This is a genomic window from Acuticoccus sp. I52.16.1 (assembly GCF_022865125.1).
GTDB lineage: Bacteria > Pseudomonadota > Alphaproteobacteria > Rhizobiales > Amorphaceae > Acuticoccus.
The window spans coordinates 2,972,359-2,987,962 of sequence record NZ_CP094828.1 but is presented as its reverse complement, the minus strand read 5'-3'; the positions used below and the strand labels follow the sequence as shown (position 1 = coordinate 2,987,962).

Genomic DNA, 15,604 nt, shown 5'->3' with positions numbered 1-15,604 from the left:
CAATCCGCGCATTAACGACACTTGCAAGTGCCTCGCCGATCGCGCTCCGCTTGCGACATTTGCGCCACAAGCCTCGGCCCGGCACCCGCACGGCACGGTGCGGTGCGGTGCGGTGCGGTGCGGTGCGGCGGTCAGTTGAGGAGGCTGGGCCGGACCATCGGGATGTCATCCGGGACGGTGCGCCGGGCGACGGTGGAGTTGCGGATATATTGCAGCACCGCCTCCAGCGACATCGGCCGGCCGCACAGGTAGCCTTGCAGCTCGTCATAGCCGGCCTGGCAGGCGAAGGTCCGCTGCACCTCGGTCTCGATCCCCTCGGCGACGACGCGCAGGTTCATCGCCCCGCTCATCGCGCTGATCGTACGCAGAACCTCGCCGACGCTCTCCGACTCGTCGAGCGACTTGAAGCAGGATCGGTCGACCTTCAGTTTGTCGAATGGGAACTTCCACAGGTAGCTGAGGCTCGAGTAGCCGGTGCCGAAGTCGTCCATCACCACTCGCACGCCCAACGCCTTGATCCGCCGCAGCTGCTCGACGACCTGGTCGGGTTCGGCGATGAACAGCGTCTCGGTGATTTCCAGCTCGAGCCGGCTCGCCTCCAGGCCCGAGAGCGCCAACGCACTCTCGACCACCGTGGCGAGGTCCTCGCGGAACTGCTGCACCGACAGGTTCACCGCGATCGACAGCTCCGCCGGCCAGCACGCCGCGGTCCGGCACGCCTCGTTCAGCACCCACTGACCGATGCGCGGGGTGAGGCCCATGTCCTCGGCGATGGGGATGAACTTGGCCGGCGAGATGTTGCCGCCGTCGCCGTCGTGCAGGCGCAGCAGCGCCTCGAAGCCGAGGAGCGAGTTGGTGTGCGCTTCGTGGATCGGCTGGTAGTGAAGCTCGAAGGAATCGGTCTCCAGCGCGCGGCGCAGCATCACGCGCAGGGTGTTGCGGGTCTTCAGCTCCCCGTCCATGCCGACCTCGAAGACGACGGCCTGATTACGCCCCTCGCGCTTGGCCCGGTAGACGGCCGCGTCGGCGCACTTCTGCAATTCGGAGGAGAGGGTCGCGTGCTCCGGCGCCAACGCGACGCCGATGCTGAGCGAGGCGCTCACCGGGACGCCGTCCAGATCACGGATCGCGCGGGCGGCCTCCAGCATCCGTTCGGCCAGCTCCAGCGCGCTCTGCCGCGTCGCATGGCGCTGCACCACGGCGAACTCGTCGCCGCCGAGGCGGGAGACGAGGTCGCCCTCGCCCGCACAGTCGAGCAGCCGGGCGGCGACGACCCGCAGCAACTGGTCGCCGATGTCGTGCCCCAGCGAGTCGTTGACGCCCTTGAACCCGTCGACGTCGATCACGTGGACGGCGACGCCACCCTCCCGCAGCTTGGCCGGCAGCATCGCGCGGTCGAGCGTGGCGAGGAAGCGGTTGCGATTGGCGACGCCGGTCAGCGCGTCGTGGTGGGCGAGGTGGTAGATCTCGTCCGAATGGCGGCGCTGCCGGGCGATCAGGACCGCGTTGGCGACCGTCGCGACGACGCCGACCAGCCCCAGCAGCGTGAAGCCGACGACGGCGAAGGCGATCGCGGTGACGTATTGCGCGTGCGCCTCGCTGACGTGGATGCGCATGCCGAGGGCGCCGACGGTCGCGCCGTCCCGGCGGATCGGCATCAGCAGGTCGGCATAGTGGCGGGTCTCCCCTTCGCCGTAGGGCGTGGGGTAGATGCGGAGCGACCATTCGTCGGCCCGCAGCGCCTCGATCACCTTGGGGGCCAGCGGGCGCGCCGTGTCCTCGTCGCCGGGCGCGGCCCACGCCGGCTTGCCGTCGAGGCCGTAGACGCGCACCCGGTCGATCCCATGGTCGTTGAACGACTTGAAGACCGTGGCGACGACGTCGGCCGGCGGTTCGTTCCCGCTGAGCGCGACGTCGAAGAAGGGGGCCTCGCTCATCGGGGCGACCCAGCGCCGTGCGCCCTTCTCCAGGATCGTGGCCAGTCCGTGATCGAGGAAGTCGAGCACCCGGAAGGCGCCGATCCCGAACGTCGTCGCGATGATGAGCCCCGCGACGATATTCAGGATGAAGATCTTGCGGAATCCCCGCTCGTTTCGCAGCGAAGTCGCGGAGACCGCCATGGACGCCTCGTGTTCAATCCTTCGATCTCCAGAGAACGGGATGAGGCTGGGGCCACGCTTGCGGCGCCGCTGCGGCCCTCGCGCCGGCCGGCCCGGCGCCAGCCCCGCCATACCGGGACGGACGAGTCCCGATCAGGCGGCGGCGCGGCCGGCGAGAATGTCGGCCAGGAGGGTGGGGTCGAGGTCGCCCAGCGGGGTGGCCGGCGGCGGCGCGGCGCCCAGCTCGCGCAGCGGACGCGCCCAGCGGCCGACGTCCCACCACCGGCCGAGCTTGAAGCCCGCGGCCGGGTCGGTCCCCGTGTGGCGGAAGCCGAGCCGCTCGTGCAGGGCGACGCTGCCGGCGTTGGGGAGGGTGATCCCGGCGAAGGCGGCGCGGTAGCCCTGCGCGATGAGCAGCGGCAGCAGGCGCCCATAGAGCGCGGTGCCGGCGCCACCGCCCCGGACCGCCGCGTCGACATAGACCGTCACCTCCACCGACCAGCGGTAGGCCGCGCGCGGGCGATAGGCCGAGGCGTAGGCGTAGCCGGCGACCGCGCCGTCCCGCTCGGCGACGAGGTAGGGCCACGGGCCGAGGGTGGCGGCGATGCGGCGGGCGATCTCCTCGGCGTCCGGCACGACCTCCTCGAACGAGATTGCCGTGGTCTCGACGACGGGCGCGTAGATCGCGGCGATGGCGGGCGCATCGGCGAGCGTGGCGAGACGGATGGTCCACGACGCGGCGGCGCGCACTAGTCGCGTTCTCCGAACCCGTCGTTGACGAGGTTGGTGAGGGCGGCGGCCGCTGCGGCCGCCTCCGGTCCGGTGATCGACAGCGCGATCGACTGGCCGCACGGGACACCCAGCATCAGGAGGCCCATGATGGAGCGGCCGTCCACCGTCTGCCCGTCGCGCGAGACGGCGACGTCGGCCCGGAAGAACTCCAGCTCGCGCACGAAGCGGGCGGCGGCGCGCGCGTGCAGGCCGCGCCGGTTCACCAGCGTCAACGTCAGCTCGGTCGCCTGGCTGCCCGGCTCGTCCGTTCCGCTCATTTTCCCGACAGGACGTGCGACGCGACGCTGATGTACTTGATCCCGGCGTCCTTCGCGGCGGCGACGGCCTGAGTCAGCGGCATCGTCGCCCGCGCGGAGGAGAGCTTGACCAGCATCGGCAGGTTCACCCCGGCGATGACCTCGATGTTGCCCTGGGGCATGACCGAGATGGCGAGGTTGGAGGGCGTGCCGCCGAACATGTCGGTCAGGATGACGACGCCCTGGCCGCGGTCGACCCGGCCGACGGCCTCGACGATGTCGGCACGGCGCTGCTCGATATCGTCGTCGGGCTCGATGGAGATGGGTTCGACCGCTTCCTGCGCGCCGACCACATGCTCCAGCGCCGAGCGCAGCTCCTGTGCCAACCGTCCGTGCGTGACGAGCACCAATCCGATCAAGACGCCCCCTCCTCCGCCACGACGTGCGGCAAGGCCTTCTACGTCGCCGGACGTTGTGTCTGCGGCGTGGCTGTCGTCAACCCGTCCGAGCCGAGAACCGCGGCTACGGCGAGCACGGATGCCGGCACGCTATGGTGGGAAAGGCACAGTGCGGCCACCGCCACCCCGGCCAGAAGCACCGTCGCGCCCTCTTCCTCCGGGTAGCGCGGCGCGTCCGGCACCAGCGACACGACGAGGCTGAGGCGCACGGCGGCGAGGTGGCGCACCGGCACGATCCCCACCCCGCGCACCTCGACGAGGCCGGCAAGGCGTGGCGGCACGCGGGCGATGAGGCGCTCGCCGCGCGGATCGAGCGCCACCCGGTCGTCGGCGACGAGGCGGGCGAAGCGGCCCCGGGCGGCGAAATCCGCCACCAGCGCCCGCGCCAGCGTGGATTTTCCGGCGCCCGAGGTCCCCCGGATGAGGACACCGGCCCCGTCGAGCGCGACGGCACTGGCGTGCACGGTGCCGCTCACGCCGCCCCTCCGCTCGCGGCTCGCCTCACGAGACGATCGGCAGGCGCACGGTGAAGCGCGCCCCCTCGGTGACGCGGCTGGGGCTGAGCGTCGTCTGGTAGCGGTTCTCGGCGAAGATCTCGCCGCCGTGCGCCTCGACGATCTGCCGGCAGATCGCCAGCCCGAGGCCGGAATTGTTGCCGAAGCCCTTGTCCGCCGGGCGGTCGGTATAGAAGCGCTCGAAGATCCGCTCGATGGCCGCCTCCTCGATACCGGGTCCCTCGTCCTCGACCATGATCTCGGCAAAATCGGAGAAGTTGCGCGCGGTGACGATGACGATCCCCCCCTCCGGCGAGAAGGAGCGCGCATTCTCGATGAGGTTGGTGAAGACCTGCCCCAGGCGGATGTCGTTGCCGTTGATGAAGACGTCCGCGGTCTTGCTCACCCAGTTGAGCTTCACCGTCATGTCCTGCGCCGCGGCGAGTTCGTTCTGGGTATCGACGATGGTGCGCAGGAGCTGGTGCAAATCGACCAGCTCGAAGCGGTAGCGGTTCAGCTCGGAGTCGAGCTTGGAGGCGGCGGAAATGTCGCTGATGAGGCGGTCCAGCCGGTTGACGTCGTGGGCGATCACCTCGAGCAGGCGCTCGCGCGAGGCCTCGGTCCTGGCCCGCGGCAGGACCTCGACGGCACCGCGCAGCGAGGTGAGCGGGTTCTTCAGCTCGTGCGCCACCTCGGCGGCGAAGGCGTCGATCGCATCGATGCGGGTGTAGAGAGCGACCGTCATCTCGTGCAGCACGCGCGACAGGTCGCCGATTTCGCCCGACGCGTTGAGGGCCGGGATCGGCGTGTTGACGCTGCCGCGCTTGATCCGCTCGGCCGCGCGCGCCAGCCGCACCAGCGGACGCGAGATCGTCGCCGCGAGGACCAGCGCCATGAGGACCGCCAGGAGCGCGGCGACGATGAAGCCCTGGATGATCGCCGCTTCCTGTTCGCGCACGGGGCCGACGATCTGCCCCGGCGCACTGACGAGGCGCAGGGCGCCGATGACGCGCCCGTCGTCGGCGAGGATGGGCGCCGCGACCGCGACCACCGCATCCCCGTCGCCGCGCTCGCCGTAGCGCACCGTCTTCACCCCTCCGAGCGCGGCGAGCACTTCGCGCAGCGGCGCCTGGCTGCTGGGCGAGGCGTTGCGCGTGGCGGTCCCGGCGAAGAAGTCGCGCCACTGCGTCGCGAAGTCCGACGGCGGCTCCTGGATGGCGGCGAGATTGGCGGCGCGCGGATCGTCGCTGGCCCGTTCCACACGGGCGCTGTCGGCCAGCAGCATGCCGTTGATGCCGAACAGCTGGGCCCGCGAGGGTGCGCCCTGCATCGTGCCGGCAAGGAAGCCGTCGAGGTCGGGCGTGGCGGCGGACGGCTGGGGCGTGCCGTCGGCGTCGCGGGGGGTGAAGCCGGTGAGCACCGGGGCGAGGCTGTCCAGCGAGCGCTCGATGGTGCCCATGACGCTGTCGGTCTCGACGAGCAGACCGTCGAGCACGGCGCCGGCGATCTTGCCGGAGATGTCCGCCTGATTCAGCGTGACGAACAGCAGGATCGTCAACCCGAGTACCTTGAGGACGGCGACCCGCAGCGCCAGCCGCGTCATGCCGAACGTCTGCCACGGGAAGGAACGCGGCCTCAGGGCAGAATAGCCGTCCTGCCCGGCGCTGTTGAACCTCTCGCTGACGTTCATCGGTCCCTCGGCTGCGGATGCGACCGACGCTTACCCCGAATCGCCGGCGTATCCTGCGCTACTCGTCCTTCAGCCGGTAGCCCGCGCCATAGAGCGTCTCGATCCGATCGAAGTGGTCGTCGACCTGCCGGAACTTCTTGCGCAGCCGCTTGATGTGGCTGTCGATCGTCCGATCGTCGACATAGACGTGGTCGCCGTAGGCCGCGTCCATCAACGCGTTGCGGCTCTTGACCACGCCGGGGCGCTGCGCCAGCGACAGGAGGATCATGAACTCCGTCACCGTCAGCACGATGGGCTGGCCGCGCCAGGTCGTCGTGTGGCGCTCGGTGTCCATCACCAGCGGACCACGCTCGAGCACCGTGTGAGCGGTGCGGTCGGCATCGCTGCGCATCGCGTTGGAGCGGCGCAGAACGGCGCGGATCCGCTCCACCAGGAGGCGCTGCGAGAACGGCTTGGTGATGAAGTCGTCGGCCCCCATGCGCAGGCCGAAAAGTTCGTCGATTTCGTCGTCTTTCGACGTCAGGATTATGACGGGAAGGTCGGATTCGCGGCGCAGGCACCGCAGAAGCTCCAATCCGTCGAGCCGCGGCATCTTCACGTCCAGGACCGCGAGGTCCGGCGGCGCCTTGGTCAGTCCGTCGAGCCCACTGGCCCCGTCGGTATAGGTCGTGACGTCAAATCCTTCGCTTTCCAAAGCGATGGACACGCTGGTGAGGATGTTGCGATCATCGTCGATCAGGGCGATCTGCGTCATACTAGGCCGTACTGGTTGCGTGCCACCATGCTGGCGGTTCGTGCTTAACGCAACTTGCGAGGGAATTGTGGCAACATTGGTGTGATTGACGAAAGTTTGAGGACGAAGTGCCCCCACGCAACCGAAGATAGTTCGACACCATGAACAATTCCGCCTCCGACGCACGCCTAGCGCGAAATCTGGTGCACTGCTGCCGGGACGCCGCGCTCGCGACGCTCGGCCCATCCGGGAATCCCCACGCCTCCCACGTCGCCGTGGCCACATTGATCGACGGTTCTCCCGTCATGCTGGTATCCAACCTCGCCGTCCATACCCGGAATATGGCACGAGATCGGCGCGCTTCGCTGCTGTTCGTCGCCTCCGACCGGGGTGGCGACACCAACACGCGGGCCCGCGTCACGGTGTCCGGCACGCTGGAACCGGTGAACGACGCCGAGGTCGCGAAGGGCCGCTTCCTGCGCCGCCATCCGGACGCCGGCCTGTACGCCGATTTCGCCGACTTCTCGTTCTGGCGCCTCGTACCGGAGAGCGCGCACCTCGTCGCCGGCTTCGGCCGCATCAGCGACCTCACCGCCGGCGACCTCCTGGCACCGGGTGCCGAGGCGCTCGTCGCCATGGACCCCGGCGCCTGCCGGCACATGAACGAGGACCACCTCGATGCACTGAAGCTGATCGCCGAGGTGCTCGGCGAGGCGCCCGAGGGCGACTGGCACGCCGTCGCCATCGACCCGCTCGGCATCGACATGGTCTGCGCCGCCGGTGCGGGCGAGATCGCCTCGCGGGTGGAGTACGACGCGCCCACCACGGACGGGACCGGCGTGCGCATGGCCCTCGTCGCCCTCACCAAGCGGGCCCGCGCCATGCGGGAGGCGGCCGCCGCCGCGCCCTGAGCCGGCCCTCAGAAGGGCCAGGCGAACACCGCGACCACCAGACCGAAGACGCCGACGGCGATGCCGGCGGCGATCAGAAGCCCGTCACGCACCGAGAGGCCGAGGCCGATCACCAGCAGCGACAGGCCCGCCGGGAAGGCGCCGAAGGGCACCACCGCCAGCGGGTACATCGACAGCGAGACGACGACCCCGGTCAGCGCCACCATCTGGTGAAAAGGCGGGTGCAGGAAGAAGCTCATCCGCGGGCCGATGAAGCGGCTGACCCACTCGGCCCGCGGGCGCATCTTGTCGAGCGAGGAGACCAGCTTCTCGCGCGGCATTGTGCGTTCGGCGATGAAATCGGGCATCCAGATGCGGTCCGAGCCGAACAGGAGCTGGATCGACAGGATGAGCATGATCGTGCCGGTCAGGATGCTCATGCCGGGGATCATGCCGGTGGGCAGGACGGCGATCAGCGAGGTGATGATGAAGAGCGGGCCGAAGGCACGCCGCCCCACCGCCTCGACGAGATCGTCGACCGAGACCTCATCGCCGTCGGTCTTGTCCTTGATCCGGTCGATGAGAGCGACGAGATCTTCGGTGGTATCCTGCTTCGCCATGGGTGCCTGAAATGTTGCAATGGTGAGCCGCAACACCATAACCGGCGAACGCGGGTCACGGTTGCGGTGACCGAAGGAGAATCACGATGATCGAGGATCCGATGGACGTGGCCGAGCGCTGGGCGCGCGAGGGACGGCGTGTCGCGCTGGCGACCGTGGTCGACACGTGGGGCTCCGCACCGCGCCCCGTGGGCAGTCACCTGGTGATCGACGGCGAGGGCGCGTTCGAGGGGTCCGTCTCCGGCGGCTGCGTCGAAGGGGCGGTGATCGCCGAGGCGGTGGACATCGCCGCGGGCGCGCCGGCCAAGCTGCTGGAATTCGGCGTCGCCGACGAGACCGCCTGGGAGGTGGGCCTCTCCTGCGGCGGCACCATCCGCATCTACGTCGAGCCGCTGGAGGCGAACGCGTGAAGCTCTCCGACCTGAAGGCCGTCAACGCGGCGCGTGCCGAGCGGCGCCTGTGCGCAGTGGTCACGCCACTGGACGGCTCGCCGAGCCGCGTCGTCTTCGCCGCGGAGGCGGCGGCCGATCCGCTGGCCGCGGTGCTGGCGCGCCGCTTCGCCTCCGGCACCTCGGGGCGGGAGGCGGAGGCGGGCGTGTTCGTGCGCGTCCACCGGCCGCCGCCGCGGCTCGTGGTGATCGGCGCCGTCCACGTCACGCAGACGCTGGCGCCGATGGCCGAAGCGGTCGGCTTCGAGGTGAGGATCATCGACCCGCGCGGCGCCTTCGCCACCGAGGAGCGCTTCGGCGCCTTCGACCTCGTCGCCGAATGGCCGGACGCGGGGTCGATGACGCTGGACGCCGAGACCGCCGTCACCACGCTGACGCACGACCCGAAGATCGACGATCCGGCGATCATCGCGGCCCTCGAGGCCGACTGCTTCTACATCGGCGCGCTGGGGAGCCGGAAGACCCACGCCAAGCGGGTCGACCGGTTGACCGCGGCGGGCTTCACGGCCGACGCCATCGGCCGCATCCACGCGCCGATCGGCCTTCCCATCGGCGCCGCCTCGCCGCCGGAGATCGCCGTCGCGGTTCTGGCGGAGGTGATCGCGGCGCTGCGGGGGGCCGAGCACAAGGTCGCGCCGGAGCGCAAGGCAGCGTGAGGTTCGGGCCGGTCCCGGTCGGCGAGGCGGCGGGGGCCATCCTCGCCCATTCGCAGCGCCTCGCCGACCGCACGCTGAAGAAGGGCCACCACCTGACCGCGGCCGACGCCGCGGCCTTGCAGGCGTCCGGCCTCACCGAGGTCACGGTGGCGCGGCTCGCCGCGGACGACGTCCACGAGGACGAGGCGGCGAGCGCCCTGGCGCAGACCGTCGGCGGCGCGGGCGTGCGCGTCGCCAAGGCCGACACCGGGCGCGCCAACCTTTTCGCCGAGGTGGACGGGCTCGTCACCGTGGACGCCGCCGCGGTCGACGCGCTGAACGCCGTCGACCCGGCGCTGACCCTGGCGACGCTGGCGGCCTACAAGCGCGTCGCCGTCGGCCGCATGGTCGGCACCGTGAAGGTGATCCCGTTCGCGGTGCGGCGTGCGAGCCTCGACGGAGCGCTCGGCCGTGTGCCGCGCCCGATCCTGGCGGTCGCGCCGTGGACGGTGACGCGCGTCGCGGCGCTCTCCACCATGCTGCCGACGCTGAAGGACAGCGTCGCCACGAAGACGATCCGCACGTTCGCCGCCCGCCTCGCCGACACCGGCGCCGAGATCGTCCACGACAGCCGGGTCGCGCACGAGGCGCCGGCGCTCGCCCGGTCGCTCGCCGAGGCGCTGCGCACGAGCGAGCTGGCCGTGGTCTTCGCGGCATCCGCGGTGGTCGACGAGGACGACGTGATCCCGGAGGCGATCCGCCTCGCCGGCGGGCGCGTCGAGCGGTTCGGCATGCCCGTCGACCCCGGCAACCTCCTGGTGCTGGGCGAGGTGGACGGCAAGCCGGTGATCGGCGCGCCCGGGTGCGCCCGTTCGCCCAAGGAAAACGGGTTCGACTGGGTGCTCGACCGCCTGCTCGCCGGAATCGCGGTGACGGGGGCGGAGATCGCCGGCATGGGAGTCGGAGGGTTGCTGATGGAGACCGCGGCACGGCCGCATCCGCGGCGCGGCAAGGGGCGCGCGGGCAAGACCGCCGCCGTCGTCATGGCCGCGGGCCGGTCCTCGCGCATGGGCGCCAACAAGCTCGTGGCCGAAGTCGCCGGCAAGCCGATGGTGCGCCACGTCGCCGAGGCGGCCCTCGCCTCGCGCGCCGACGCGGTGGTCGTCGTCACCGGACACGAGCCGGAACGCGTCGAGGCGGCGCTCGAGGGGCTCGACGTCCGCTACGTCCACAATCCGCACTACGCCGACGGATTGTCCACCTCCCTGCGGGCCGGCCTCACGGCGATCCCCGAGGACGCCGAGGCGGCGCTCATCCTGCTGGGCGACATGCCGCTGGTGACGAGCGAGGATTGCGACAAGGTGCTCGCCGGCCTCGCCGAGCCGGACACGCTGGTCGCCATCGCCGCGATGGACGGGGCGCGGGGCAACCCGGTCGCCTGGTCGCGCCGGCTCTTCCCGGAACTGAAGGCGACCGAGGGCGACGCCGGCGGCCGGGCGCTGCTGTCGCGCTATGGCGACCATGTGACGATGGTGGAGATCGGCCGCGCCGCGGCGATGGACGCCGATACGCCCGAGGCGCTGAGCGCGATCCGCAGCGCGGCGGACATCGCCGCGCAAGACTGACACGCGGCGGACATCGTTGCGCAGGGGCGACGCGCGGCAGACATCGTTGCGCAGGGGCGACGTGCGGTCCGGGCGCGACCGGCGCGTTCACCACGTCCCCGGAGTTCGCGTTGAATCGCCGCGCCGGATCGGACACGGTGCTTTCGACAATTTTGAGAGCTACGGGTGCCCCAAGCATGGAACCAGTCAAGACCGCCGACGCGACCTCGCGCGCCTCCCGTCTGAGGCGCGACCTCGTCGTCGGCGAGCTGCCCTATCTCGCGATCCTGGTCGTGACCCTCGCCGGCGTAGCCTACGCGGCGATGACCGACACGCCGATGCGGGTGTTCTGGGAGCTGGTCGCCGTGTTCAACTGCGCCGCGGCGATCTTCGCCGGCTGGCACTACGCCCGCGACAAGAAAGCGCGCTGGCGGCTGGTGTGGACCCAGCTGCTGCACTGGGCTGCCTTCATCGCGGTGATGAGCGTGATCTTCCTGCCCAGCGTTCAGGCGATCGAAGACGCCGACACGACGAGCTTCCTGATGATGCTGCTGCTGGCGCTGGGCACCTTCGTGGCCGGCGTCCACACGATGTCCTGGCGGCTGGCGCTGAACGGCGTCGTCATCGCCCTCTTCGTGCCGGCGATGGCCTGGCTCGACCAGTCGGCGCTGCTCCTGTCGATCCTGGGCATCGTCCTGGTGGTCGTGGCGGCGTTCGTCGTCATCCGCGTGCGCTCGCGCTGACACCGGCGCGCCGACGGGCCGCCGCGGCCCGTCAATCCCGCGGCGGGGGCGCCGGCTCGATCCCGCCGCGATATTGCAGCCAGCGCGCCACGGCCCAGCAGCCGAGTGCCCAGGCCGCGCCCGCCGTCCACCCGGCCGCGACGTCGGTCGGCCAGTGGACGCCCAGATAGACCCGGCTGACCCCCACCGCGACCGTCACCAGCACCGCCCACGCGATGAGGTAGATCTTCACCGAGCGCCGCGCCTCGACGCTGGCGAACAGCGTCGCCAGCGTGAGGTAGGTGACCGCCGACAGCATCGAGTGGCCGCTGGGGAAGCTCGCCGAATGCACCATCACGTCGTGCGGGACGAGGTCCGGACGAGGCCGGTCGAACATGTGCTTGAAGCCGGTGGAGAGCACCGCCCCGCCGATCACCGCCACGGCGACGAAGAGCATCGTGCGCACCTTGCCCAGCAGCGCCAGCAGGCCGCACACCGCGAAGGTCACGCCCGTGACCACGGTGATGCCGCCGAAGGCGGTGATGTCGCGCGCCATCTCCTCGACCGCCGGGCCGCCGACGGGGTCGCTGAGATCGTCCGGGTTGCGCAGGGCGAGGAGCAGCGCGGAGTCGAACGCATGGGTCTCGCCCTCCAACACTTCGTCGACCAGGCCGAAGAAGGCCCACAGGCACGCCCCGACCACGAGCGCCACCGCCAGCACCTTCAGCTCCACGAACCGCCTCACCCGATCCAGCACGCCGCCCCCCCTCGCCCGGTTTTCAGATGTCATAGGTTAGGGTTGGCACGCGCGCGGGAACAGGGGACGAAGGTGAGCCCGGCGAATGCCTCACCTTTCAAACCGCGGGGTGGCCCTATATATAGAGTGTTCCCCTCGGTGAGTGTGTGCGCCCACACGGCGGCGCACGGCAGTTCTTCGGATCAGCATGCAAGACGTCCCTTCTGCCCAGCCTTCTGACGAGTACGGCGCGGGTTCCATCAAGGTCCTGAAAGGCCTGGAGGCGGTCCGTAAGCGACCCGGAATGTACATCGGCGATACCGACGATGGCTCCGGCCTCCACCACATGGTGTACGAGGTCGTCGACAACGCGATCGACGAAGCGCTCGCCGGCTACAACGATTCCGTCACCGTGAGCCTGAATTCCGACGGGTCGGTCACCGTGCGCGACAACGGCCGCGGCATCCCGACCGACATTCACCCGGAAGAGGGCGTCTCGGCGGCCGAGGTCATCATGACCCAGCTGCACGCCGGCGGAAAGTTCGACCAGAACTCCTACAAGGTCTCCGGCGGCCTGCACGGCGTGGGCGTTTCGGTCGTCAACGCCCTGTCGTCCGAGCTGGACCTCACCATCTGGCGCGGCGGCAAGAAGCACTTCATGCGCTTCCACGACGGTGTGGCCGCCAGCCCGCTCGAGGCCGTGGGCGACGCCGAGGGCGGGCACGGCACGCAGGTCCGCTTCCTGCCGTCCACCGCGACCTTCACCCAGGTCGAGTTCGACTTCGCGATCCTCGAGAAGCGCCTGCGCGAGCTGGCCTTCCTCAACTCCGGCGTGACCATCCGCCTGATCGACGACCGGGGCGTCGAGCGCCGCGAGGAGACGATGCTCTACGACGGCGGCCTCGAGGCCTTCGTCCAGTATCTCGACCGCCAGAAGACCGCCCTGTTCGACAAGCCGATCACCTTCACCGACGAACGCGACGGCGTCACCGTCGAGGTCGCGATGTGGTGGAACGACACGTACCACGAGAACGTGCTCTGCTTCACCAACAACATCCCGCAGCGCGACGGCGGCACGCACCTCGCCGGCTTCCGGGCCGCGCTGACGCGGCAGATCACGTCCTATGCGGACCGCAACGGCACCACCAAGAAGGAAAAGGTCACCCCCACCGGCGACGACTGCCGCGAGGGTCTGACCTGCGTCCTTTCGGTGAAGGTGCCGGACCCGAAGTTCTCCTCGCAGACCAAGGACAAGCTGGTCTCCTCGGAGGTGCGCCCGGTGGTGGAGAGCCTCGTCAACGCGGGCCTCTCCACCTGGCTGGAGGAGCACCAGGCCGAAGCGCGGACGATCGTCGCCAAGGTGATCGAGGCGGCGTCCGCGCGCGAGGCCGCCCGCAAGGCGCGCGAGCTGACGCGGCGCAAGGGCGCGCTCGACATCGCCTCACTCCCCGGCAAGCTCGCCGACTGCCAGGAGCGGGACCCGGCCAAGTCCGAACTCTTCCTGGTCGAGGGTGACTCGGCCGGCGGCTCGGCCAAGCAGGGGCGCCACCGCGCCAACCAGGCCGTGCTCCCGCTGCGCGGCAAGATCCTCAACGTGGAGCGCGCCCGCTTCGACCGGATGCTCTCGTCCAACGAAATCGGCACGCTGATCACCGCGCTCGGCACCGGCATCGGCAAGGACGAGTTCAACCCCGAGAAGCTGCGCTACCACAAGATCATCATCATGACGGACGCCGACGTCGACGGCGCCCACATCCGCACCCTGCTGCTCACCTTCTTCTACCGGCAGATGCCGGAGCTGATCGAGCGCGGCAACCTCTTCATCGCCCAGCCCCCGCTCTACAAGGTGCGTCGCGGCCAGTCCGAGCAGTACCTGCACGACGACGCCGCGCTGGAGGACTACCTCACCGCCTCCGGCCTGGAGGAAACCAGCCTCACGCTCACCTCGGGCGAAGTGGTGGTCGGGCACGACCTCGCCGACATCGTTGTGAAGGCACGCGCCATTTCGCACCTCCTCGCTGGGCTGCACTCGCGCTACAGCCGCTCCGTGATCGAGCAGGCGGCGATCGCCGGCGCACTCGATGCGGAGGCGCTGGCCGATCCGGCGCGGGCCGAGGCCATCGCCCAGCGCGTCGCCGAGCGGCTCGACGCCATCGCCGAGGACTACGAGGCGGGCTGGACGGGCTGGCCCACCGAGGACGGCGGCGTCGCCTTCGAGCGCACGGTCCGCGGCGTGAAGGAGTTCGCGCAGATCGACGTGGCGCTGCTCGCTTCCTCCGACGCCAAGCGGCTGGCCGCCTACGGGCCGCATTTGGAGGAGATCTACGGCGGGTCGGCGAGCCTGCGCCGCAAGGAGAAGGACACCGCCATCCACGGGCCGACCGCGTTGGCCGACAACGTCTTCGCCGCCGGGCGCCGCGGCATCTCGATCCAGCGCTACAAGGGACTGGGCGAGATGAACGCCGACCAGCTCTGGGAGACTACGCTGGATCCCAACGCCCGCACCCTGCTGCAAGTGCGCATCTCCGAGGCGGACGACGCCGACGGGGTCTTCACCCGCCTGATGGGCGACGCGGTGGATCCCCGCCGCGAGTTCATCCAGGACAACGCGCTGCAAGTGGAGAATCTTGACGTTTAAGTGAACGGATCGTGTCCGACGATCATTTGCGATAGCCGAAATCGTTCAACACGCGTTCAGAACGGTTGTTATAGGTCTATGGCATCAGGTGCCGGCCCGGTTTTGTTGACCGTCCCGGACAAGCACTCAGGAGGGAGTCGGATGATCCTTCATAAGTTACAACGGACCGGCGCGATTGCTGGACTGTGCGCGGCGATGGCCATGGTCGCGCCCGTGGGCGCCATGGCGGCGACGATGCCCAGCGCGCCCACCCCTGCGGTCTCCGTGCCGGCGCTCAACGCCCCGGCGAGCACCGCCGCCGTCACGTTCGACGACGGCGGTATCGAGCTGGCGCAGAACCGCGCGCAGCTGGAGCGCCGCAATCAGGCCCTGCGGTACAACAACCGCAACCTGCGCGATCGCAATCGCCGGCTGGCGCACCGCCCCGCCCAGCGCGTCTACCGCAACAACCGCTGGTACTATTATCGCGACGACGGCCGCTATTACGACAACAGCGGTGCCGTTCTCGCCGGTGCGCTCATCGCCGGCACGGCGGGTCTGATCGCGGGCAGCGCCATCGCCAACTCGAATCGCACTGTGGTTGTGCAACAGCCGGCCTACGGGGCTCCGGCACCGTACTCGGCAGAGTGGTATCGCCAGTGCGACCTTAAGTACAATTCGTTCCGCGCCAGCGACGGAACCTACCTCGGTTACGACGGATATCGGCACACCTGCCGCATCCCGTAATCCGACTTTTTTCGGGGGTTTAGGCCGGCTTTCGAGCCGGCCTTTTTTTTATTTCTGTCTCTCTTCAGTAATTTCTGGAAAA

Annotated in this window: 16 protein-coding genes; 7 read left to right on the top strand and 9 right to left on the bottom strand. The window is 69.8% G+C overall.

The genetic code is table 11. The features are described from left to right. Window positions 1-131 precede the first annotated feature (131 nt). The 7 genes from MRB58_RS13525 to MRB58_RS13495 form a co-directional block, all read right to left on the bottom strand. Complete coding sequence (locus tag MRB58_RS13525; protein ID WP_244777656.1) at window positions 132-2,120, bottom strand: bifunctional diguanylate cyclase/phosphodiesterase; 1,989 nt, start codon at window positions 2,118-2,120, stop codon at window positions 132-134. A 132-nt stretch (window positions 2,121-2,252) separates the two neighbouring features. Continuing rightward, window positions 2,253-2,849: an arsinothricin resistance N-acetyltransferase ArsN1 family B gene (locus MRB58_RS13520; RefSeq protein WP_244777655.1), complete on the bottom strand. Its 597-nt coding sequence runs from the start codon at window positions 2,847-2,849 to the stop codon at window positions 2,253-2,255. Continuing rightward, window positions 2,849-3,148: an HPr family phosphocarrier protein gene (locus tag MRB58_RS13515; RefSeq protein WP_244777654.1), complete on the bottom strand. Its 300-nt coding sequence runs from the start codon at window positions 3,146-3,148 to the stop codon at window positions 2,849-2,851. The genes MRB58_RS13520 and MRB58_RS13515 overlap by 1 nt, the downstream gene beginning before the upstream one ends. Further along, window positions 3,145-3,546 (bottom strand): PTS sugar transporter subunit IIA, encoded by a 402-nt coding sequence (locus MRB58_RS13510; RefSeq protein ID WP_244777653.1) that lies wholly within the window; start codon window positions 3,544-3,546, stop codon window positions 3,145-3,147. Before MRB58_RS13510 ends, MRB58_RS13515 begins: the two co-directional genes overlap by 4 nt. A 38-nt stretch (window positions 3,547-3,584) precedes the next feature. Beyond that, complete coding sequence (locus MRB58_RS13505; protein ID WP_244777652.1) at window positions 3,585-4,061, bottom strand: HPr kinase/phosphorylase; 477 nt, start codon at window positions 4,059-4,061, stop codon at window positions 3,585-3,587. Window positions 4,062-4,086: 25 nt separating this feature from the next. Continuing rightward, a complete protein-coding gene (locus tag MRB58_RS13500) occupies window positions 4,087-5,769 on the bottom strand; it encodes a cell wall metabolism sensor histidine kinase WalK (protein WP_244777651.1) in 1,683 nt (560 codons plus the stop codon). A 58-nt stretch (window positions 5,770-5,827) separates the two neighbouring features. Further along, the gene (locus tag MRB58_RS13495; RefSeq protein ID WP_244777650.1) at window positions 5,828-6,523 is read right to left on the bottom strand and encodes a response regulator transcription factor; all 696 of its coding nucleotides are present in this window, start codon (window positions 6,521-6,523) and stop codon (window positions 5,828-5,830) included. A 140-nt stretch (window positions 6,524-6,663) separates the two neighbouring features. On the opposite strand from MRB58_RS13495, the gene MRB58_RS13490 reads away from it, so the two are divergent. Next, window positions 6,664-7,413, top strand: coding sequence for a HugZ family protein (locus MRB58_RS13490; RefSeq protein ID WP_244777649.1), 750 nt, complete (start codon window positions 6,664-6,666; stop codon window positions 7,411-7,413). 8 nt (window positions 7,414-7,421) lie between these two features. Here MRB58_RS13490 and MRB58_RS13485 read toward each other — a convergent pair whose 3' ends face one another. Beyond that, a complete protein-coding gene (locus tag MRB58_RS13485) occupies window positions 7,422-8,012 on the bottom strand; it encodes an exopolysaccharide biosynthesis protein (protein ID WP_244777648.1) in 591 nt (196 codons plus the stop codon). 86 nt (window positions 8,013-8,098) lie between these two features. Here MRB58_RS13485 and MRB58_RS13480 point away from each other — a divergent pair, with 86 nt between their 5' ends. From MRB58_RS13480 to MRB58_RS13465, 4 genes are all read left to right on the top strand, one after another. Next, window positions 8,099-8,422, top strand: a complete 324-nt coding sequence (locus MRB58_RS13480; protein WP_244777647.1) for an XdhC family protein — start codon at window positions 8,099-8,101, stop codon at window positions 8,420-8,422. Next, on the top strand, window positions 8,419-9,117 hold the full coding sequence (locus MRB58_RS13475; protein ID WP_244777646.1) for an XdhC family protein: 699 nt from the start codon (window positions 8,419-8,421) through the stop codon (window positions 9,115-9,117). The genes MRB58_RS13480 and MRB58_RS13475 overlap by 4 nt, the downstream gene beginning before the upstream one ends. Then, a complete protein-coding gene (locus MRB58_RS13470; protein WP_244777645.1) occupies window positions 9,114-10,721 on the top strand; it encodes an NTP transferase domain-containing protein in 1,608 nt (535 codons plus the stop codon). The genes MRB58_RS13475 and MRB58_RS13470 overlap by 4 nt, the downstream gene beginning before the upstream one ends. Window positions 10,722-10,897: 176 nt before the next feature. Then, the gene (locus tag MRB58_RS13465; RefSeq protein ID WP_244777644.1) at window positions 10,898-11,443 is read left to right on the top strand and encodes a hypothetical protein; all 546 of its coding nucleotides are present in this window, start codon (window positions 10,898-10,900) and stop codon (window positions 11,441-11,443) included. Window positions 11,444-11,474: 31 nt separating this feature from the next. On the opposite strand, the gene MRB58_RS13460 is transcribed toward MRB58_RS13465, so the two are convergent. Continuing rightward, window positions 11,475-12,179, bottom strand: coding sequence for a phosphatase PAP2 family protein (locus tag MRB58_RS13460; RefSeq protein WP_244777643.1), 705 nt, complete (start codon window positions 12,177-12,179; stop codon window positions 11,475-11,477). Window positions 12,180-12,366: 187 nt separating this feature from the next. On the opposite strand from MRB58_RS13460, the gene gyrB reads away from it, so the two are divergent. Further along, entirely contained in the window at window positions 12,367-14,796 is a 2,430-nt protein-coding gene (gyrB, locus tag MRB58_RS13455; RefSeq protein ID WP_244777642.1) for a DNA topoisomerase (ATP-hydrolyzing) subunit B, read from the top strand. A 141-nt stretch (window positions 14,797-14,937) separates the two neighbouring features. Next, a complete protein-coding gene (locus tag MRB58_RS13450; RefSeq protein WP_244777641.1) occupies window positions 14,938-15,522 on the top strand; it encodes a BA14K family protein in 585 nt (194 codons plus the stop codon). Window positions 15,523-15,604 lie beyond the last annotated feature (82 nt).

What these genes read in the sequence shown, in the direction of transcription:
- MRB58_RS13525 (WP_244777656.1), bottom strand. Translation starts at nt 2,120, where the DNA reads ATGGCGGTCTCCGCGACTTCGCTGCGAAACGAGCGGGGATTCCGCAAG.
- MRB58_RS13515 (WP_244777654.1), bottom strand. Translation starts at nt 3,148, where the DNA reads ATGAGCGGAACGGACGAGCCGGGCAGCCAGGCGACCGAGCTGACGTTG.
- MRB58_RS13500 (WP_244777651.1), bottom strand. Translation starts at nt 5,769, where the DNA reads ATGAACGTCAGCGAGAGGTTCAACAGCGCCGGGCAGGACGGCTATTCT.
- MRB58_RS13495 (WP_244777650.1), bottom strand. Translation starts at nt 6,523, where the DNA reads ATGACGCAGATCGCCCTGATCGACGATGATCGCAACATCCTCACCAGC.
- MRB58_RS13490 (WP_244777649.1), top strand. Translation starts at nt 6,664, where the DNA reads ATGAACAATTCCGCCTCCGACGCACGCCTAGCGCGAAATCTGGTGCAC.
- MRB58_RS13485 (WP_244777648.1), bottom strand. Translation starts at nt 8,012, where the DNA reads ATGGCGAAGCAGGATACCACCGAAGATCTCGTCGCTCTCATCGACCGG.
- MRB58_RS13480 (WP_244777647.1), top strand. Translation starts at nt 8,099, where the DNA reads ATGATCGAGGATCCGATGGACGTGGCCGAGCGCTGGGCGCGCGAGGGA.
- MRB58_RS13465 (WP_244777644.1), top strand. Translation starts at nt 10,898, where the DNA reads ATGGAACCAGTCAAGACCGCCGACGCGACCTCGCGCGCCTCCCGTCTG.
- gyrB (WP_244777642.1), top strand. Translation starts at nt 12,367, where the DNA reads ATGCAAGACGTCCCTTCTGCCCAGCCTTCTGACGAGTACGGCGCGGGT.
- MRB58_RS13450 (WP_244777641.1), top strand. Translation starts at nt 14,938, where the DNA reads ATGATCCTTCATAAGTTACAACGGACCGGCGCGATTGCTGGACTGTGC.